This window comes from Providencia sp. PROV209, assembly GCF_028479485.1.
Taxonomy (GTDB): domain Bacteria; phylum Pseudomonadota; class Gammaproteobacteria; order Enterobacterales; family Enterobacteriaceae; genus Providencia; species Providencia alcalifaciens.
Window position 1 is genome coordinate 93,487 of record NZ_JAMPNR010000021.1, and the last position, 20,038, is coordinate 113,524.

Annotated in this window: 21 protein-coding genes; 7 read left to right on the plus strand and 14 right to left on the minus strand. The window is 43.3% G+C overall.

Features of this window, described 5'->3' with window-relative positions:
• Nucleotides 1-170 precede the first annotated feature (170 nt).
• Entirely contained in the window at nucleotides 171-1,121 is a 951-nt protein-coding gene (locus tag PR795_RS15100) for a siderophore ABC transporter substrate-binding protein (RefSeq protein ID WP_036967183.1), read from the plus strand.
• An 85-nt stretch (nucleotides 1,122-1,206) separates the two neighbouring features.
• On the opposite strand, the gene hemW is transcribed toward PR795_RS15100, so the two are convergent.
• From hemW to rsmE, 9 genes are all read right to left on the minus strand, one after another.
• Complete coding sequence (gene hemW / locus PR795_RS15105) at nucleotides 1,207-2,346, minus strand: radical SAM family heme chaperone HemW (protein ID WP_181480647.1); 1,140 nt, start codon at nucleotides 2,344-2,346, stop codon at nucleotides 1,207-1,209.
• A complete protein-coding gene (gene rdgB / locus PR795_RS15110; protein WP_006657373.1) occupies nucleotides 2,339-2,932 on the minus strand; it encodes an RdgB/HAM1 family non-canonical purine NTP pyrophosphatase in 594 nt (197 codons plus the stop codon). The genes hemW and rdgB overlap by 8 nt, the downstream gene beginning before the upstream one ends.
• A gap of 15 nt (nucleotides 2,933-2,947) precedes the next feature.
• The gene (locus tag PR795_RS15115) at nucleotides 2,948-3,532 is read right to left on the minus strand and encodes a YggT family protein (RefSeq protein ID WP_006662644.1); all 585 of its coding nucleotides are present in this window, start codon (nucleotides 3,530-3,532) and stop codon (nucleotides 2,948-2,950) included.
• 22 nt (nucleotides 3,533-3,554) lie between these two features.
• Nucleotides 3,555-4,376, minus strand: a complete 822-nt coding sequence (gene proC / locus PR795_RS15120; RefSeq protein ID WP_181480648.1) for a pyrroline-5-carboxylate reductase — start codon at nucleotides 4,374-4,376, stop codon at nucleotides 3,555-3,557.
• Between the two features lie 16 nt (nucleotides 4,377-4,392).
• Nucleotides 4,393-5,085 carry a YggS family pyridoxal phosphate-dependent enzyme gene (locus PR795_RS15125; RefSeq protein WP_154631045.1) on the minus strand — a complete coding sequence of 231 codons (693 nt, stop codon included), beginning with the start codon at nucleotides 5,083-5,085 and terminating at the stop codon, nucleotides 4,393-4,395.
• A 128-nt stretch (nucleotides 5,086-5,213) separates the two neighbouring features.
• Complete coding sequence (gene ruvX / locus PR795_RS15130) at nucleotides 5,214-5,633, minus strand: Holliday junction resolvase RuvX (protein ID WP_006657377.1); 420 nt, start codon at nucleotides 5,631-5,633, stop codon at nucleotides 5,214-5,216.
• On the minus strand, nucleotides 5,633-6,196 hold the full coding sequence (locus tag PR795_RS15135) for a YqgE/AlgH family protein (protein ID WP_006662641.1): 564 nt from the start codon (nucleotides 6,194-6,196) through the stop codon (nucleotides 5,633-5,635). Before PR795_RS15135 ends, ruvX begins: the two co-directional genes overlap by 1 nt.
• A gap of 126 nt (nucleotides 6,197-6,322) precedes the next feature.
• Nucleotides 6,323-7,270, minus strand: a complete 948-nt coding sequence (gshB, locus tag PR795_RS15140; protein ID WP_006657379.1) for a glutathione synthase — start codon at nucleotides 7,268-7,270, stop codon at nucleotides 6,323-6,325.
• Between the two features lie 9 nt (nucleotides 7,271-7,279).
• On the minus strand, nucleotides 7,280-8,011 hold the full coding sequence (gene rsmE / locus PR795_RS15145; RefSeq protein ID WP_006657380.1) for a 16S rRNA (uracil(1498)-N(3))-methyltransferase: 732 nt from the start codon (nucleotides 8,009-8,011) through the stop codon (nucleotides 7,280-7,282).
• Nucleotides 8,012-8,265: 254 nt separating this feature from the next.
• On the opposite strand from rsmE, the gene PR795_RS15150 reads away from it, so the two are divergent.
• Nucleotides 8,266-8,925: a prepilin peptidase gene (locus PR795_RS15150; RefSeq protein WP_154601714.1), complete on the plus strand. Its 660-nt coding sequence runs from the start codon at nucleotides 8,266-8,268 to the stop codon at nucleotides 8,923-8,925.
• On the opposite strand, the gene PR795_RS15155 is transcribed toward PR795_RS15150, so the two are convergent.
• Entirely contained in the window at nucleotides 8,918-9,562 is a 645-nt protein-coding gene (locus tag PR795_RS15155) for a DsbA family protein (RefSeq protein ID WP_181480650.1), read from the minus strand. The genes PR795_RS15150 and PR795_RS15155 overlap by 8 nt on opposite strands.
• 132 nt (nucleotides 9,563-9,694) lie before the next feature.
• Complete coding sequence (locus PR795_RS15160; protein WP_006662638.1) at nucleotides 9,695-10,567, minus strand: MBL fold metallo-hydrolase; 873 nt, start codon at nucleotides 10,565-10,567, stop codon at nucleotides 9,695-9,697.
• Between the two features lie 125 nt (nucleotides 10,568-10,692).
• Between PR795_RS15160 and PR795_RS15165 the strand changes: the two genes are divergently transcribed.
• A complete protein-coding gene (locus tag PR795_RS15165) occupies nucleotides 10,693-11,607 on the plus strand; it encodes a LysR family transcriptional regulator (protein WP_036962645.1) in 915 nt (304 codons plus the stop codon).
• On the opposite strand, the gene PR795_RS15170 is transcribed toward PR795_RS15165, so the two are convergent.
• The gene (locus PR795_RS15170) at nucleotides 11,587-12,522 is read right to left on the minus strand and encodes a LysR family transcriptional regulator (protein ID WP_036962643.1); all 936 of its coding nucleotides are present in this window, start codon (nucleotides 12,520-12,522) and stop codon (nucleotides 11,587-11,589) included. The genes PR795_RS15165 and PR795_RS15170 overlap by 21 nt on opposite strands.
• A 123-nt stretch (nucleotides 12,523-12,645) precedes the next feature.
• Between PR795_RS15170 and lysA the strand changes: the two genes are divergently transcribed.
• Nucleotides 12,646-13,905 carry a diaminopimelate decarboxylase gene (gene lysA, locus PR795_RS15175; RefSeq protein WP_181480651.1) on the plus strand — a complete coding sequence of 420 codons (1,260 nt, stop codon included), beginning with the start codon at nucleotides 12,646-12,648 and terminating at the stop codon, nucleotides 13,903-13,905.
• A gap of 155 nt (nucleotides 13,906-14,060) precedes the next feature.
• On the plus strand, nucleotides 14,061-14,690 hold the full coding sequence (locus tag PR795_RS15180; protein WP_036962639.1) for a sel1 repeat family protein: 630 nt from the start codon (nucleotides 14,061-14,063) through the stop codon (nucleotides 14,688-14,690).
• Between the two features lie 118 nt (nucleotides 14,691-14,808).
• Here PR795_RS15180 and fadE read toward each other — a convergent pair whose 3' ends face one another.
• Entirely contained in the window at nucleotides 14,809-17,274 is a 2,466-nt protein-coding gene (gene fadE / locus PR795_RS15185; protein ID WP_272516929.1) for an acyl-CoA dehydrogenase FadE, read from the minus strand.
• A 338-nt stretch (nucleotides 17,275-17,612) separates the two neighbouring features.
• On the opposite strand from fadE, the gene lpcA reads away from it, so the two are divergent.
• Together lpcA and PR795_RS15195 are read left to right on the plus strand one after the other, a co-directional pair.
• The gene (gene lpcA / locus PR795_RS15190) at nucleotides 17,613-18,191 is read left to right on the plus strand and encodes a D-sedoheptulose 7-phosphate isomerase (RefSeq protein ID WP_006662632.1); all 579 of its coding nucleotides are present in this window, start codon (nucleotides 17,613-17,615) and stop codon (nucleotides 18,189-18,191) included.
• A gap of 26 nt (nucleotides 18,192-18,217) precedes the next feature.
• Nucleotides 18,218-18,985: a class II glutamine amidotransferase gene (locus PR795_RS15195; protein ID WP_006657390.1), complete on the plus strand. Its 768-nt coding sequence runs from the start codon at nucleotides 18,218-18,220 to the stop codon at nucleotides 18,983-18,985.
• Here PR795_RS15195 and PR795_RS15200 read toward each other — a convergent pair.
• Nucleotides 18,956-19,693 (minus strand): L,D-transpeptidase family protein, encoded by a 738-nt coding sequence (locus tag PR795_RS15200; RefSeq protein ID WP_006657391.1) that lies wholly within the window; start codon nucleotides 19,691-19,693, stop codon nucleotides 18,956-18,958. The genes PR795_RS15195 and PR795_RS15200 overlap by 30 nt on opposite strands.
• Nucleotides 19,694-20,038 lie beyond the last annotated feature (345 nt).

The window sequence follows — 20,038 nt, forward strand, 5'->3', positions numbered from 1 at the left end:
GGCAGCAACAGGGAAACGTGTTGCTGCTTTTTTGCATTAAAAATTCGTGAAAACTATGATGTTCATGCCATAAATAAAAACAATACTAAGAATCATTATCATTTAATTGACTTATTGGTCACTCTCCTTAGAATGCTGGTTTGGCTTAACGACTAAATTGGTGTTACTACATGAAAAAATTTATTCCAGCTCTACTTGTTTCTCTTTTATCATTCTCCGCACCTTACGCACTGAGTGCTGAATCAGCTGCATTCACACCAAACGCAATCACTGCACAAGGTACTGAAAAAGTTACGGTTAAACATCTTTCTGGCGAAACAGAAGTGGTAAAAAAACCACAGAAAGTGGTTCTGTTTGATTTCGGTATCTACGATTCAATGCAAAAACTGGGATTAGGGGATAAGGTTGTCGCGTTGCCGATGGGAAATGCGCCTGCTTACGTGAAAGCGGGCATCCCTGCGACAGTGAAAAATGCAGGTGGCATGAAAGAGCCTAATTTAGCTGAAATCGCTGCATTGAAGCCGGATTTGATTGTGATCACCGGTCGCCAAGGTAAATCTTACGAAGCGTTATCAAAAATTGCACCGACGCTGAATTTAGGCTCTGATAGCAAAAACTATATTGAATCAGTAAAAGCGAATATCCGTTTAATTGGTGATTTATACGGTGACCAGAAAGCGGTAGACGAGCAACTGGCTCAGTTGGATAAAACCATTGCAGAAGCTCAGAAAAAAGCGGCTGCATCCAATAAAAAAGTGCTGGTTTTATTGCACAATGACGGCAAGTTAATCCCAAATAACCAAGCAGTTGTTTATGATGTGGTGAAAGCACAGCGCGCTGAATTACCTGTTCAAGCGGATGCAGACAAATCTAAACGCCGTGTGGTGGATACCAAAACTATCGCACAAGCGAACCCTGATGTGATTTTAATTGTCGATCGTAGCGAAGCGATTGGTGCAGGTAAGTTAGATAAAACGGTATTTGAAGACCAAAATATTCAAGAAACGAAAGCGTATAAAGATGGCAAAATTACCTATTTGCAATCTGACTTGTGGTATCTCTCTGGTGGTGGTTTAGTCAGCCTCACTGAACAAATCGATGCAGTCACCAAAGCACTGTAATCGATAAATTATTATTTTCATTTATTACCCTTAGTAAAAAGAAAAAGCCAGCATTAAGCTGGCTTTTTTTATGGAAGAAGAAAAATCACTCTTCCCCTAAAAATAGCTCCAGTAGGGAATTTAAGAATAATTTTCCATGTTCGGTAATTTGCCATTCATCGGCGGTTTCTGAGATATAGCCTTTGGCTAACGCCTCATCAATCGCCGGACGTACAACTGACTCGGCTAGCCCAGTATATTCCGTAAATTCTCGGCGAGGCATCGCTTCTAGTAACCGAAAACGGTTCATAAAATACTCGAATGGGCGGTCTTCGTTCTCTACATTGCAGCGATTATCGAGATAACGACCTTCCATATAGCCGCGAGGATGCTTCGTTTTGACTGTACGTAAAATCTGACCATCGGTAGAGGTAATTTTACCGTGTGCACCACAGCCGATACCGAGGTAATCCCCGAATCGCCAATAGTTAAGATTATGTTCGCACTGGTAACCCGCTTTGGCATAGGCGGAGGTTTCATATTGTTGATAACCCGCGGCTGTCAGTAACTTATGTCCTTCTGTGTAGATATCCCATAGGGTATCGTCGTCCGGTAAACGCGGAGGACGAGAGCCAAATTGCGTATTTGGTTCAATGGTGAGCTGATACCAAGAAAGATGCGGTGGCGCGAGCTCAATGGCTTGGCGTAAATCAGATAACCCTTCATCGCGAGTTTGTGATGGCAAACCGTGCATTAAGTCCAAATTAAAACTGCGCAGATGTAAGTTGGTGGCTAACTGTGCAGCGCGCTTGGCTTCATTGGGACCATGAATACGCCCCAGCATAATCAGCTTGTCGTCCCCGAAACTTTGTACACCAATGGAGATACGGTTGATCCCCGCAGTTTGGTAACCAGAGAAACGGTCTGCTTCGACGGTGCCTGGGTTGGCTTCCATCGTGACTTCTGCATTAGGATCCAAGTTAACGCGTTGACGAACACCATCCATCAACATTTGCATGGATTCGGCACTCAGTAAACTCGGTGTTCCGCCACCAATAAAGATAGTTTTGACTGGGCGGGAGCCAATGAGCTCCGCGTCCTTATCAAGATCGTTAAGCAAATGTTCAACATACTCAGTTTGAGGAATTTCCCCTTTGAGAGTATGCGAATTGAAATCACAATATGGGCACTTTTGTACACACCAAGGAATATGGATATACAGGCTTAATGGGGGAAGCTTAAGCATTTTTCAGTGCATCCAACATCATTGCTAACGCTTTACCACGATGTGATACCGCTTGTTTTTCTGCTTTAGTCAGCTCCGCAGAGGTACAACCTAATTCAGGTACGTAAAAAATCGGGTCGTAGCCAAAGCCACCTTGCCCTTTTGCCTCTCGGGTTAATACCCCGTGCCAGCGTCCGTGAAACACCAGTGGCGTTGGGTCTTCGGCATGACGTAAATAAACCAGCACACAGTTAAACTGAGCTTGGCGTTGGTCATCGGGGACGTCTTTCATGGCATCGAGAAGCTTATCGAGGTTTTGTTGGTCAGTGGCATCTTCTCCTGCATAGCGAGCGGAGTAGATCCCCGGTGCACCGCCTAAAGCATCAACAGAAATACCAGAGTCATCGGCAATCGCGGGTAGACCTGTATGCGCTGAAGCATGGCGGGCTTTTAAAATCGCGTTCTCAATGAAGGTTAATCCTGTCTCTTCGGCGGACTCAACGCCAAGGCTGGTTTGGGCAACGATGTCCATACCAAAATCACGGAGTAAGTCCGCTAATTCGTTTACTTTACCTGGATTACCAGTTGCTAAAACAACTTTTTGCATTGCTTTTATCTTCCCTTACATGATGCCGACAGAGAACAACATTGCGGTTAGCGCAGGGTCGATCATTAAGGAAACATCAACACGTAAGTAGTTCAGTGCGATCAGAATAAACATGACAATCATCGCAGAAAAATCTAACCCACCCATCGCTGGAATAATGCGACGAATTGGCGCCATTAACGGTTCAGTTAATTGGAACAATAAGTAATCTACAGGGTTACGACCTTGGCTGACCCAGCTTAAAATTGCGCGGATTAAAATCATCCAGAAAATCAATTTACCGATGTAAGTCAGTAAGAGAATTAATCCCATTGGTAGAAGGGTAAGCCCAATGGCAGGCAGCATATTGGTTGCCCACATACCAAAGATAATATCGGCAATCGCCAGCACAAACGCGACGAGCAGAGTCGCAGTATCTAAAGACCCTACAGATGGGATCATGCGGCGTAGTGGTCCAACAATAGGTTGGGTTGCTTTAACCACAAATTGTGAGAATGGATTATAAAAGTCTGCGCGAACGCATTGCATCCATACTCGAAGCAGAAGCACAAAGATATACAGTTGGATCAGGGTGGTAACAACAAAAACGATAGTCTGCATGGCGTGTCCCAAAAAAAATAAATTAAAAAAGTTTTTCCATCTCTTCCGCTCGGTCAATCGCGCTTTGCATGGCATTGGCGACAGTCTGCGGTAGATGACCATTATAAAATTGCTCTAAAGCCATTGCGGTAGTGCCGCCTTTAGAGGTGACTTGCTCACGCAATGTCGAAAATGGGGTATCACTCTGTGATTTAGCTAAAGCCACTGAGCCTTCAATGGCATTGAGTACTAACTCACGAGCTTGTTTTTCATCATAGCCAAGTTGTTCGGCTTTTTGCTGCATAGATTCCATGAACAGGAAAAAGTAAGCGGGGGAGCTTCCTGTTAACGCAATGATATTATTCATGTCACTCTCTTTAGCGCACCAAGTGGTGGAGCCAACGCTTTCCATTAATTGCTGCGTAAACTGTTTGTCACCTTCCGTCACATTGGGTTGTGCAAACAAACCGCTCACCCCTTTACCAACCAGCGATGGGGTATTTGGCATAATACGAACTAAGTGCAGAGAATGTGCAAAGTAGTCATTGTAACGCGCTGCGGGAATACCTGCGGCAATGGTTAATACCAGCTTGTTTTCTAAATTGGTGAGCTGTTGCAGCGGTTCACAAACGTCTTTCATCATTTGAGGTTTGACGGCCAGAACAATGACGTCCGCTTGCTGAGCTGCCGTTAGGTTGTCATGGGTGCTGATGATGCCATAATCCTGCGCCATTTTATCGCGACGTACAGGGGTTGGTGAACAAACGGTGATCATCGATGCCGGATAGCCATGAGCCACAAGACCCGCAATAATGGCGTTTGCCATATTCCCCGCGCCAATAAAGGCGATTTTGCGATGTTGCATGTTGTTCTCCTAAAGATTAATTATGGTATTGACGGGCACCGAAGATCGCAGTACCGATACGTACGAGAGTAGAACCGCAGTGAATTGCAGCACGCATATCGTCGGTCATTCCCATCGATAATGTATCTACAGTAGAGTAGCTGGCTTTCAATTGCTCGAATGCGTACTCCATTTGGCGAAATGCAGCACATTGGCGCTCATAATCAGTTTCTGGGGCGGGGATGGTCATTAACCCGCGTAACACTAAATTTGGCAATCGGGCGACTTGAGCCGCAAGCTCATTTACTTCCTCGAGGGTTATTCCCGATTTGCTGTTTTCATCGCTAATATTAATTTGGATCAGCACATTCAGCGGTGCTTTATCTTGAGGGCGCTGCTCATTTAAACGCTGAGCGATTTTGGCGCGATCTAAAGTATGGAACCAATCAAAATGTTCTGCCACTAAACGACTTTTATTGGACTGGAGTGGACCGATAAAGTGCCAGACTAGATCATTTCTTTCTGAAAAATACTGGATTTTCTCAACGCCTTCTTGCACATAGTTTTCACCAAACTGGCGTTGACCGGCTTCGATGGCTTCCATAATGGCTTCACAAGGTTTGGTTTTACTCACAGCTAACAGGGTAATATCTTGAGGGGAGCGGTGACACTCAGTGGCAGCAAGACGAATACGCTCTGTGACATCAGATAGGTTTTTTTGAATGGTCATGTTATTCAATACCGTTTTTCAGTTGCTTTCGGTGAATAGTGAGAATTAACCCTAGTGTAAAGCATATTAAGGGCGAACGGCACCTTTGCAGCAACTGAATGGGGAAAATAAACGTAAAGATGTGCTTTTTAGTAATTCTGTTCGAACCAACTCTCTAAAATCACGACCGCAGAGGCAGAATCAACTTTTCCTTTGCTGAGCGCACGATAGCCACCTTGCTCAAATAAACCCGCTTTTGCTTCCACGGTAGACAATCTTTCATCATGTAATTGGACTTGTACACCAAAGCGCCCATGAATGCGGTTGGCAAAATTACGTGCTTGGCTGGTGACGAGCTGCTCTGTGCCATCCATATTCAAAGGAAGACCGACAATCACCAATTGTGGCTGCCACTCTTTGAGCAATTTTTCGATTTGTGACCAGTCAGGTCTGCCATCGCTGGCTTTTAATGAGGTCAATGCGCGAGCGGTGCCAGTAATTTCTTGACCCACGGCAACACCAATACTTTTAGTCCCAAAATCAAAGGCGAGTAAGGTTCTGGCTGACATTAGGCATGCCCCGCTTGCAGTGATATGTTATGGATGTCGATCCCTAAAAGGTCGCCAGCGGCTTTCCAACGATCTCTTAATGGAGTATCAAAAATCAGTTTAGGATCAGCTTTGACAGTTAACCAGCTGTTTTCCATGATTTCGTTCTCTAATTGTCCGGGTTCCCAGCTTGAGTAGCCCAATGTAACCAGAGAGTTCATTGGGTGCTGATCGCTACCTAATGTTTCTAAAATATCTTTCGAGGTAGTGACCATAACATGGTCATTTAAGCGTAAACTGGCAGCATAACCGGCAACAGGGGTATGGATAATAAACCCATGTTCTTCAGAAACAGGACCACCTGCAATTACCAGTTTTTCCAGATTTCGCGTGTTGGTATTCTCCGAAATGGTAATTTCGAGTTTTTTCAGCATTTCAGAGACAGAAAAATCCTCAATGGGTTTATTGATCACTAAGCCCATTGCGCCATTTTCATTGTGTTCGCAGATATACACAACGGAATGATCGAAATAAGGATCCGTCAGTGAAGGCATGGCAATTAAAAAATGATTCTGTAAATTCATAAATGGCAAACTCAGGGGTTATGTTCCTATTGGTTATGATAAAGATAGCGCGTTACGGTGATGACAAAATAACGGCAAAGGCAACCTCGAAAGGCTGCCTTTTGGAAACGAGCCAGTTAACAAATACTATTTTTTCAGGCGGCGCTCAATCGCATCCATCAGCATACCGGTGATGGAGATATCAAATGCAGCTTCAATTTCGCGGGCACAAGTTGGGCTGGTGACGTTAATTTCAGTCAATCGGTCACCGATAATATCTAAGCCAACAAAAATGAGTCCTTTTTCTTTCAAGGTTGGTGCCACAGCGCGCGCAATAGCCCAATCACTTTCGGTTAATGGACGCGCTTCACCACGACCACCAGCGGCGAGATTTCCTCGGGTTTCCCCTTGTGCTGGAATACGAGCAAGGCAGTATGGTACTGGCTCACCATCAACGACGAGTACACGTTTGTCACCTTCTTTAATGGCAGGTAAAAAGTTTTGTGCCATGCAGTAACGAGAATTGTGCTCCGTTAAGGTTTCGATGATAACGCCAACGTTTGGATCATCTTTCTTCAAACGGAAAATAGAGGCGCCGCCCATACCATCCAGTGGTTTAAAGATAACATCACCATGTTTTTGGTGGAACTCACGCAGCTTTTCAGAGCTACGAGTCACTAACGTATCTGGCGTTAACTCTGGGAACCAAGCGGTAAACAGTTTTTCGTTACAGTCACGTAAGCTTTGTGGCTTGTTCACGATCAGGCTGCCGGCTTGTTCTGCACGCTCAAGAATGTAAGTCGCGTAGATATATTCGGTATCAAATGGCGGATCTTTACGCATCAAAATGGCGTCAAGGTCACTTAAGGCTATGTCTTGCTCTGAGTGGAATTCATACCATTTAGTTGGGTTCTCTTCGACGGTCACGATTTTGGTCGTTGCACGCGCTTCGCCTTGGTGTAGGTAAAGATCGTTCATTTCCATATAGTGAATTTCATAACCGCGACGCGCAGCTTCTAGCATCATTGCAAAACTGGTGTCTTTCTTGATTTTAATGGATGAAATCGGATCCATTACTATGCCGAGCTTGATCATTTTATCTCCTTAACCCAAGTCACCTAAACGCACTTGTAATGCTGTTATTGCGGTTAGTGCGGTCGTTTCAGTTCGTAATACTCGTGGCCCTAACAGGATATCAGTGAATTGATAATTCGCTGTCATGGCAATTTCGTCTGCGGATAGTCCACCTTCGGGACCTATCAGTAATCTAACGTGTTTTAAATCAGCGGGGAGCGTATTGATGCTCTCACTTGCCCGTGGGTGTAAGTTAATTTTAAACGCACCATCATTTTCAGCACACCACGCTTCAAGAGATTGAACGGGGCGAATGACAGGGATGCGGTTACGACCACTTTGCTCGCAGGCTGCAATGGCAATTTTTTGCCACTGTTGTAATTTTTTCTCTAATCGTTCGCCATCAAGACGTACACCACAGCGCTCAGAAAGCAGAGGAGTGATGGTATTGACGCCAAGCTCAACGGACTTTTGAATGGTGAACTCCATTTTTTCCCCGCGGGACATAACTTGTCCTAGGTGAATATCTAATGGGGATTCACGATCATCAAGGGTGCTATTTAGAACGCGGACAAACACATTTTTTTTCGTCGCTTCAGTAATTTCAGCGTTGAATATGTGATTGCTTCCATCAAATAATTCTAGCTGCTGTCCGGCTGTCATGCGAAGAACTCGACCTACATGGTTGGCTGCATCATCACAAAGCGAAATCGTGGTGTTAATTTGGAGAGGCTCTGGGTGATAAATGCGTGGAACGCGCATGATTTTTCCTTAGTCAATAATCAAGAGAACTGATGCAGGATATGGGGACAGAATCCTGAAAAACAAGAGGACGGATTGAGTTTATAACTAAAAAGAGGGATTTTTTAGTTCGTCTGTGCCTTGTCTTTCAGACTCTAAATTTGTCGATAAAACCGACCTTAAACCACGAAATTATGGTGTTGGTTTATTCATCACACATCGTATAGTAAGTCGCAGTATTGATAAACGTCTGGGTTCATGGAAAAGGAGAAACCATGATTGATACAGCAAATGGAATGCTGGTACTTATATTGCCAGTCATTGTATTGTCGCTTTTGTCTGCGTGGCTGACAACTCAGTTACTGCGATACATTCCCGTCCGTTATTTTGATTTACCGAGTATTGTTATCAGTTTCAATCGGATATGGGCTGGGTATTTTGTGCTTGGGGGAATAGTGGTACTGCAAGGGTATCCGTTTTTCACCCTTGTTTTTTTATTTCTATTTTTTAATTTTGGGCTTCCATTGTGGGTCATTGACATTAAAACAGGCTATTTGCCCAATATTCTTACGTATCCTTTACTGTTATTAGGTGTTTTATTTCAATGGATTATGCCAACTGGAAACATACTTTCGGCGATGTACGCACTGATATTCAGTTATATTGGGTTAGAGGTGATCACAACATTGGTGGAAAAACTCAGGCGACGTCCACAAATGGGACGAGGGGATTTTAAGCTGATTGCGGCGTGTTCAGCGTGGTTGGGAATATTTTATCTGCCTTATTTTCTAGGGCTTGCCGCAAGTTTAGGTTTATTACATTTTCTTTGGTTGATATGGCGAGGCAAACAGAAAGTCGTGCAGAGTATTCCGTTTGGTCCCGCCATTATGTGTAGCGCCAGCTTTTGGTTGTTGCTTAGCGTGCATCCTAATTAGCCGCGGCGACGAGTGAATCTAAAAACTGTTGCCATTTTTCGGGTTCACCGAGGTAGTTTTGCAGTGGCACTCGTAACCATTTACCTTGTTGTTGAATAAGCAAGGTCGGAAAACCCGATGCACCTGATTGGCTAAGTAGTTGTTTACTTTGCTGGATATGTGCATTCGTTTCTGTTTGTGCACATTGTGCATAATCTTTTTGGAACTGCTCAACATTCAAACCAATTTCTTGCGCCACTTCCGCTAAGACTTCGGGCTGTTTAATCTGGCGACCAGAAATGTAATGTGCTTTTTGCAAAGCTTTAAGCATTTCAACGCCTTTTCCTTGCTTTGTTGCCGCTAAAATAGCTGTTTGTGGTGGCGCTGAGTCCATCACTACATTTGGCTGATGCAACATGGCAATATAGTCATCACCAAAAACTTGCCCTGTCATGGCAGCAATGCGTTTATCTGATTGCAGGATGTATTGGCGAAATTGGTCATCAAGATGGAGTCGAGCATCGCCAGCTAGCATTCCGCCACCGTGTAATTCTAATTGAATGTGTGGATGATTGGCGGCAATCGTCATTAACGGGGCTGCGGCATAGCACCAACCACAGTAAGGGTCATAGATATAATGTAGGGTAATTACATTCATGGTATTTATTCTCTTTGGTTATTATTTCATCATTCTATTCGAGTCGGTGCAAAATATCGAACGGACGGAAAATAGCAGTTCAATACACGCTATCTCCGTCACGGTTTATTTGCGTTTCGATATATCAGTCGCTTATTGTGGCCACTGCATTTCGCCTTTCACAACTTTTGCGCTTAACTCTAAGCTCGATTTGTCATCCAAACTTGGGTAGCGAGCTTCCATTTTCTGAATAAGTTCTGCGGAATCTTTACTCTGGTTGTTCGCTTTCTCAAAGTCAGTTAAATATTTTTGGGTAAAAGTCACACTCGCCAGATCCATTTTAGATTTACCCGTAAAATGCCCCGGAACAACGACACTTGGTTTGAGTGCTTTGATGCTCTCTAAAGTTTGTTGCCAATGTTGACGTGATTGCGGAGTCTGAGTATCTGCAATCCAAACGTGGATATTGTCAGAAACAACAACGCCACCCACAACCGCTTTAAGCGAAGGAACCCACACATAGCTTCTATCCGGTGATGCGCCATCTAACCCTTTAATTTCTAACGTTTCGCCATCTACAGTGAAGTGATTAGTTTTGATAACTTCAGGTACGACAACTTTACTTGGCGCTTCATTTTTTAATACACCGCCCCAATAAGCCAGTTTGCCATCTTTAGTCGCATTAATTGCATCAACCGTTTGTTGTGTGGCAACAACTTTCGCTTCAGGGAATGCTTTTGTCAGTGTTTCTAACCCGAAATAGTAATCAGGATCAGAATGGCTGATATAAATAGTTGTCAGTTTTTTATCCAGTTTTTTGATTTTATCCACTAACTGCTGGGCGTCATTATTTTGAAACTGAGCGTCAATCAATACCACTTCTTTATCGCCACTGATAATTTCAGAGGAAACGGGAAACACACTGTTATTGCCTGGGTTATAAACATCTAAGGTTAAGTTCGCCGCTTGAGCAAAGTGAGTGGCAGTGGCAAACGCGGTTGCAGTTAATACAGTCGATAATTTCATTTGTCTATCCTAATGTTGAGTGATGTTGTGTGCCTGATTCGGCTTGGTGTGTATATTAAATTGCAATTAAGGTGAGAAAAACGCCATAATAAGGTCATATTTGTTGCATAAATCGGTCAAATGATATGGATAGACTCAAAGCGGTTCAGGTGTTTATTACCATCGTAGAGCAGGGGAGCCTCAGCGGTGCGGCAGATAAACTGGATATGTCACGTGCGATGGTGACGCGCTATCTGGCAGAAATGGAACAGTGGGCGGGAGTTCGCTTACTTAACCGTACCACTCGGCGGCTAAGTTTGACCTCAGCAGGTGAAGGGGTTTATCAACAATCACTACAATTGAATGCTCTCTCGCTCAGTGTACCCGTCGAGCAAAAGCATGATGCTAAAGCGCTAGCAGGGCTTGTGCGTATTAGTTGTTCTCAGTCGATTGCTCAAAGTGCGCTATCTCTTGCGATTTCTGAGTTTTTACATATTTACCCTAATATGATGATTGATATGCAGATTTCGAATAAATCGGTGAATTTAATCGAGGAGCGTATCGATCTGGCTATCCGCATTACCAATCAGTTAGAACCGAATTTAATTGCCAAGCCGCTATCAACCTGCCATTCCGTAATTTGTGCTTCACCTAAATTTTTGCAAGGCAAACATTTGCCAATAAAACCTGAAGATTTGGTGTTGATGGAATGCTTAACTTACAGCTTTTTTGGGCGCAGCATGTGGCGTTTTGAAAAAGAGGGGGAGGAATCGACCGTATTAGTGGATGGACGTTTAAGTGCCAATGAGTCGGTTTTTTTGATGGAAGCCACGTTGAATGGCGCAGGTATTTCAATGCAACCGTATTATTCTGTAGCCAACTATTTGCAATCGGGGGAGTTGATCCAGCTACTACCTGACTACACACCAATGCCTTTAGGAATTTATGGTGTGTATACCAGCCGCCAGCATATGCCAACGCCATTACGCGCGGTTATCGATTTTCTCGGCAACTGGTTTAAAACATCCCCGCATTGGCTGTCACTGATGTCGCAACGCTGAAGCGAGGTCATGCTCAATTTGAGCAAAGGTACGTTGTAGGTGCTCGGTGAAAATATGAGTGAGCTGCGAAGAAGGGCGATGATTTGGGGTAATTAAGCTCACTGTAAATGGAATTGAAAAACTGAGTGGGCGGATCACCAGCTTGCCTGAGGATTGCTGATAAAAATCTAACGCGGTGAGAGGGTTAACGATGGAGACGCCAATCCCTTTCAGTGTCATGGCACAAATCGAGGAGGCAGAATGGGTTTCCATCACCATTTTTCGCTCTACTTGGTGTTCAGCAAAGGTGGTATCAATTAATTGCCGATAGCTATCGGTTAACGAGAGGCTAATAAAGCGCTCTTGGTGAAAATCTTGAGGAGTCAGCACTTTTTTTTGCTCAAAAGGATGTCCCGCAGGGAGTACGCACACTTCATTCAATGAACCTAAAGTCAGTTGTTCTGTGCCCGGCGGGGTTTGTAAGTGCTCAGTTAGCCCAACATCATAGCGCTGGGCAGATAGCCACTCTTCTAATACGGGGGACTCCTGAGGGATCACCGTTAAGTTCACATCAGGGTAATTTCCCATAAATGTTTGGCACACTTGTGGCAGTAACGATTGGGCGAATGCCGGTAAGCAGGCAATAGAAATTTGGGCGTGTTCAAAGCGACGAATAGTCTCTGCCGAATTGCGAATGCGTTCTAGACCATAATAAGAGTGTTCGACTTCTTCATGAAAACGCAAGCCTTGCGCCGTGGGGTGTAGGCGACCTTTGACCCTATCGAATAATTTAAATTGTAATAAATGCTCGAGTCTCGCCAGTTCTCGGCTGATGGTTGGCTGAGAGGTATTTAGCAATGAAGCCGCTTCCGTGAGGTTGGGCGTGGTCATTACCGCACGAAAAATTTCAATATGTCGCCAAGAAATAGCCTGCATGATTGCTCCTCTCGTATTTATATATCAGATATGAATAGACTCTAGCAAAAAGGATATTTTTTTTCCCGTCTTATTCGTCTAATAATCGAATTCATTATAATAAAACTTGCCAACGAGGTTCCGATGACCACATTCGCCAGCACCACCAGCCAGTATTTAACCCCAGAATATTTACGTGCGCTGCCTGCACAGTTTGGTACGCCAGTCTGGGTGTATGATAGTGAAGTGATTATTGACCGTATTGGGCAATTAAAAGTGTTCGATACCGTCCGTTTTGCTCAAAAAGCTTGTTCCAACATTCATATTTTGCGTTTGATGCGTGAGCAGGGCGTGAAAGTGGATTCGGTGTCATTGGGTGAAATTGAGCGTGCATTAGTGGCGGGCTTTCAGCCGGGTCGTGAAAAATCGGAAATCGTCTTTACTGCAGATGTCTTAGATCCTGGAACGTTACTGAAAGTGACTGAGTTGGATATTCCTGTAAATGCAGGTTCCATCGATATGCTACAGCAAATTGGCGAACATAAAGCGGGGCACCCCGTTTGGCTGCGTATCAACCCCGGTTTTGGGCATGGTCATAGCCAAAAAACTAATACGGGTGGAGAGAACAGCAAGCACGGTATTTGGCACCAAGATTTACCCGAAGCCTTAGCTAAAATTCAGCAGTACAATCTGAAGTTAGTGGGTATTCACATGCACATTGGCTCCGGTGTTGACTACCAGCATCTTGCGAATGTGTGTGATTCGATGGTGGAATTGGTGGTGTCGGCGGGGGTGGATATTGAGGCTATTTCGGCGGGTGGTGGTTTATCAACGCCTTATCGTGAGCATGATGAAATCATTGATGTTCAGCACTATTACAGCCTGTGGGATAACGCGCGTCAGCGTATCGCGCAGTACTTAGGTCACTCTATTGAATTAGAAATTGAGCCGGGGCGCTATTTAGTTGCAGAGTCGGGTGTTTTACTGGCACAAGTGCGCGCGGTTAAGGATATGGGTAGCCGCCACTATGTGTTAGTTGATAGCGGTTTTAATGATTTAATGCGCCCTGCGATGTATGGCAGTTATCACCATATTTCGGTATTGCCAGCAGACGGCAGCAGCGTTGGCCATCAGCCATTAAAAGAAACAATTATTGCAGGACCACTTTGCGAGTCGGGTGATGTATTTACTCAGCTAGAAGGTGGAATGGTGGAAACGCGCTTATTGCCAGATGTAAAAGTTGGCGATTATTTAGTATTTCATGATACTGGAGCTTATGGTGCATCGATGTCTTCTAACTATAATAGCCGCCCATTGCTGCCAGAAGTGTTGTTCGTTGACGGTAAGCCTACATTAATTCGTCGTCGTCAAACTATTCAAGAGTTACTAGCCTTAGAACTGTAAATTAAATTTAATGATTTACTGTTGGCTATTTAATATCGATAAAAGACTCTGCTAGCAGGGTCTTTTTTATGAATGAAATAACTCGTTTAGGGGATTTTATATTCTATAAATAAAGGTAAAGTTTAGTTTCTATTATTCACTCAGTCGGCGAAGATATGAAATTAATTCTATTTTTAACGTTATTAATTATTCAAGGCTGTCATTCTAATGATAAGGAACATACTGATTTAGCGACAAAAAGCATGCTTTCTTTTAGTTACTCTAATGAGTATAGACAATATGACCCCAAATTATTATCCAACACTCCTCCTCCCAGAACACAAATTGATTATAACTATTTGAGATTACAGTCAAGTAAAGGTGACTCAAATAGTAGCTTGTTACTTTTTCATCTTTTCTATATTAGTTCAAACTGTAATTTTGTTGATTTAAATAATGTTGAACCGACTAAGAGATGCCTTAGAGCTATCGACTATTTAAATAAATCCATAGATCAAAATCCAGATAATAGCCTCGCATTATATGAAATGGCTGTTTTACATCATCGTGGTATTGGCTTTTCAGTAAGTAGAAAAAACGCTATTAAATATTTAGAGAAAGTTATTAATAAAGGAGGTAAAGACAGTGATTTAGTCTGCGAATATATTGGTTATATTTATTATTTTAATGATGATGGTGAAGGGAAGGATATTGAGAAAATGAAATATTATTTTGATTTGGGGGCTAAAAAAGGTGGGAAGATTTGCCTAAAAAACCTTAAAGATACAATGGAGTTATCACGTTAGTCTTACAATTAAAGGAAAATATATCATGCATGACGAACTACTAACCAAAATTAACAAGGGAGCCATTGGCTCCCTTGTTGTTTTTAGTACGGTGACAATTTTTAGCGCGTTAGATTAATTATGCCGCTTTTTTCTTTTTCGACTGAGGTTCATCCTCTGACTCAGTGTGTGGCTTTTTTGATGGAATCACACCTAAATCGTCGAAATCAAATTCGTCGACATTAATCGTACGTAAGCGGCTGGCTTCGGCTTTACGTAAAATGTCGGCTTCTTCTTGGGTGATAATGTTTTCTGGCAACATTTGGTCAGCTAATTTATCTAAACGGGTGAAGCTGAATTTACGCTCTTTTAAGCGGCAGATACGCTCGAAGATTGGCTCTGCGGCAATAATGTCATAGAGCGCTTGGTTTACTAAACCGTGAGGGTTATTGGCAACCGGTGTTAAGAACTGTCCACGTCCAATTCTATCGCGCGTTTCAGATGGTTCCATAATCAATTGTGCCAGCTTGTGATCCAGTCTATCGGATGGCATTGACATGGCACGACCTGTCGGGAACAACACTATGCGTAATGCACCTGCGATAAAGCGATTCGGGAAGTTCTTCAGTAAATCATCCATCGCTTTTTCAGATTGATACAGACAATCTTCAACCGCCCATCTCACCAGAGGTAAATCGGCTTTTTGACGGCCTTCATCTTCATAACGTTTTAACGTAGCTGATGCGAGGTACAGATGGCTCAGAATGTCACCAAGACGTGCAGATATGCGCTCACGACGTTTTAAACTGCCACCTAAAACACCCATGGAAACATCAGAGAGTAGGGCTAAGTTAGCACTATGACGGTTAAGCATTTGATAGTAACGGCGGGTTTCATCTTTGGTTGGTGTGCTGCTGCCACGACCATTGGTTAAACCTAGCCAGAAACTACGGCATTTGTTACTGATCACATGACCAATATGACCGAATACCGCTTTATCAAATTTGTGCAGGTTGTTATCTTGAGCCGCAGCCATCTCTTCGAGAACATATGGATGGCAACGAATTGCACCTTGTCCAAAGATGATCATACTGCGAGTGAGAATATTCGCCCCTTCTACCGTAATCGCGATTGGGGCACCTTGGTATGATCTGGCGACGAAGTTAGAGTCACCTAAACAGATACCTTTACCACCAGTGATGTCCATCGCATCAATAATGGAGCGTTGACCTCGGTGGGTACAGTGATATTTAACAATGGCTGAAAGTACTGCGGGTTTCTCGCCTAACATGATACCGGAAGTAATTAATGTTGCTGCCGCATCCATCAGGTAAGCGTTACCAGCAATGCGTGCTAACGGTTCTTCGATACCTTCCATTTTCCCGATAGGAAGTTTGAATTGGCGGCGAATGTAGGCATAAGCACCTGTTGCCATTGCCACGCTCTTCAGGCTGCCTGTAGAGTTAGATGGCAGGGTGATACCGCGTCCAACAGACAGACACTCCACTAGCATTCTCCAACCTTGCCCCGCCATTTGTGGACCACCGATAATGTAATCGATAGGAACGAAAATATCTTTACCGCGGGTTGGACCATTCATGAAGGGTACGTTCAGAGGGAAATGGCGATGACCAATTTCGACGCCTGGCGTGTTTGTTGGGATCAAGGCACAGGTGATACCGAGATTTTTCTCTCCACCCAGTAACTTATCGGGATCCGTTAATTTAAAGGCGAGCCCTAATACTGTCGCAATAGGTGCTAGGGTGATGTAACGCTTGTTCCATGTTAAGCGCATCCCTAAAACTTGCTCACCTTGCCATTCGCCCATGCAGACAACACCTGCATCAGGGATAGCACCTGCATCTGAACCTGCTTCTGGGCTTGTTAGTGCAAAGCATGGGATCTCTTCACCAGTAGCTAAGCCTGGTAAATAACGTTTTTTCTGCTCATCAGTCCCATAATGTTGCAGTAATTCACCAGGACCTAAAGAGTTCGGTACGCCGACAGTGATAGCGAGAATACCGGATACCCCTGCCAACTTTTGTAAAACTTGAGATTGTGCGTAAGCAGAGAACTCTAATCCGCCATACTCTTTTTTGATGATCATGGCGAAGAAACGGTGGTCACGCAGATATTGCCAAACTTCTGGCGGTAAATCAGCGAGTTCATGAGTGACTTCAAAGTCATTCACCATGCCGCAAACTGTTTCTACTGGACCATCAATAAACGCTTGTTCTTCAGCGGTTAATTGCGGTTTTGGGTAGTTGTGAAGCTTGTTCCAATTTGGTGCGCCGCGAAATAGGTCACCTTCCCACCAAGTAGTTCCTGCATCAATCGCTTCTTTTTCAGTGCGAGACATGGGTGGCATTACTTTTTGGAACATTGCCATCGCTTTTGATGAAAAGAGAGATTGACGAATTGGTGTGATGACAAATGGGAGTAAAACAAGAGCGACTGGGAGTAGCATCCAATAGCTCCAAATATTGGCTGCACCCATTGCTGCAGTGTAAGCAAGTAATACAATTGTGCTCAGAACGAGAGAGCTTTTGTGGTAGCTCAACACGCCGATTAACGCAATAAATAAAACAATACTGAGAAGGATCATAGTGAAACTCCTGTCTACTTGTAAGAGGTCTGACCTGTTTGTTTTATTAATCTATATCCGGTAATAAACAATTAGCAAGGTGTTTACATCTTAATTACAACTTGGCTCACAAAATCATCAGTTAGTTTTGGGAAGAAACAACATTGGGAAATTTAACGAGGTTGATAAGTCGATAGAGAAAAGCGCACTGATGGAGATTTCGCCAACGATACCCCATACGATACAATCAGCAGTAGAAACAAAATGTACCCTGTGCAACAATCGGTAAATCAAAGATAAATTACCTATAAAAGGGTAATTATCTCCATCAAGAATTCGTGAAAATTAAGGGGAAACTCATGTACCAAGACTTGATCCGTGGTGAGCTGAATGAAGCAGCAGATACATTATCAAAATTTTTAAGTGATGATGCTAATCTGCAAGCGATTGAGAAAGCTGCGGTATTGCTGGCAGATTCTTTCAAAGCTGGTGGTAAAGTTATTTCTTGCGGCAACGGTGGCTCCCACTGTGATGCGATGCATTTTGCTGAAGAGTTGACGGGGCGTTACCGTGAAAACCGCCCAGGTTATCCTGCAATTGCCATTTCTGATGTTAGCCATTTATCTTGTGTAAGTAACGATTTTGGTTATGAGTTTGTATTCTCTCGCTTTGTTGAAGCAGTCGGGCAAAAAGGCGATGTTCTGCTGGGTATTTCAACATCAGGTAATTCTGGCAACATTATCAAAGCCATTGAAGCTGCTCGTGCGAAAGGCATGAAAGTGATCACCCTGACTGGGAAAGATGGTGGAAAAATGGCGGGAAGCGCAGATGTTGAGATTCGCGTTCCACACTTTGGTTATGCAGATCGCATTCAAGAGATTCACATCAAAGTGATCCATATTTTGATTCAGTTAATTGAAAAAGAGATGGTGAAATAACCATTTTTAGTTCTAGGAGACTTTAAATGTGCGAGTTGCTTGGCATGAGTGCCAATGTACCAACAGATATTACGTTTAGCCTAAGTGGGCTGATTTCCCGAGGTGGACAAACAGGTCCACACAAAGATGGGTGGGGGATCACTTTTTACGAAGGTTTAGGCTGTCGCACATTTAAAGATCCTCAACCCAGTTTTGTCTCTCCTGTCGCACGCTTTGTGCAAGAATACCCGATAAAGTCAGAAAGTATTGTTGCGCATATTCGTCAAGCGAACCGAGGGGATGTGTCTCTGGTTAATACTCATCCGTTTACGCGGGAATTATGGGGGCGAAATTGGACTTATGCGCATAACGGTCAATTGAAAGGTTTTCGATCATTAAAAACAGGTCACTATCGCCCAATTGGGGAGACGGACAGTGAATGGGCATTTTGTTGGATTTTGCATCAATTGAATCAGAAATACCCAAGAAAACCAAGAAATTGGCAAGCTGTTTTTCGTTTTATTGGTACTTTAGCGCAGCAACTGCGTGAAAAAGGTGTTTTCAATATGCTGCTGTCTGATGGGCAGTATTTGATGGCATTTAGTTCGACTAAATTGCATTGGATTACCCGAAGAGCGCCATTTGGTAAAGCAAAATTACTGGATCAAGACATCGAGATTGATTTCCAACAATGCACAACGCCAAGTGATATTGTTTCGGTGATTGCCACGGCACCACTAACAGGTAATGAGACGTGGCAAAAAATCGAACCCGGTGAATTTGTGCTATTCCACCGTGGTCAACGCATACTGTGACTTAGATCCCAATAACTTAGAGGGTGTTTCTGGCATGCTGTTAACATGATATTTACCTAATGTTACTGATATTTCAGCAGGGTTGCCAGTTCGCTCAAAATAGTCATAAGCGGGTTGAAGTTGTTTCCAAAAGGCGTAATGCGCCGAGTTGCGGTAGCGCAGCATGTTCATTTTTGTCATTCGGAATGGATAAATGCTGACATCAATGGCGGGTTGACCATTTTGAAGTGCTTGTTCCACGATTTGATAAATCTCACCCATGGACTTATCTGTCATTGCATAGCACCCGACAGAGACACAGCTACCATGTATCATCAGATAGTTGCCTGAGTATCCCTGCGTTTTATCAAATTCATTAGGAAAGCCAAGATTAATAGATCGGTAATATCGACTATTCGGATTGAGCTGTGAGTGTGTAATTTGATAAAAGCCCTCTGGACTTTTTAAGTCACCTTCCATCTTTTTGGGACCCAGTCCGCCAGAAAACTTACAAATAGGGTAGGTTTTGACTAATTTATACTTTCCTACAGCCGTTTTTTGGTAGAGCTCAAGCACGCCTTCTTGCTTAAATATTTGAATAAATATCGATGAATCAGGCTGAGTTGCTGGCTTATTATTAAGGGAGAATAATGCATCTTCTTTTTGTGCATAAGAAGAACATGCAAATGTGATGAGTAAATATACACCGATAGTTTTACTTATATGCATAATTAAGCCGAATAATGAAAAATAACCTGATTAAAAATGGACCAAATTCAACATATTTTAGACGAATGGAACAAAATTTAATATATCAAGTTAATAATTTTCTAATGAATCATTATTGATTAGAAATTAGTCGACACTCGATAAATGTGAGCCAATATGTAGGTTTTTACGAGTTGTTACAACAATATTTTAAATTTTATTGCGATTTGCTTGAACTAGGTCACTTCTATAACCGGACAGAGGGCGAGGGAACTGATAAAATTGACGTCGGCAGAAGAAGATAAAGTGTAGCAATATTGTTAGATTTACTGACTCAAGCAGCGAAAGCAACTTGAGTTATTTTTA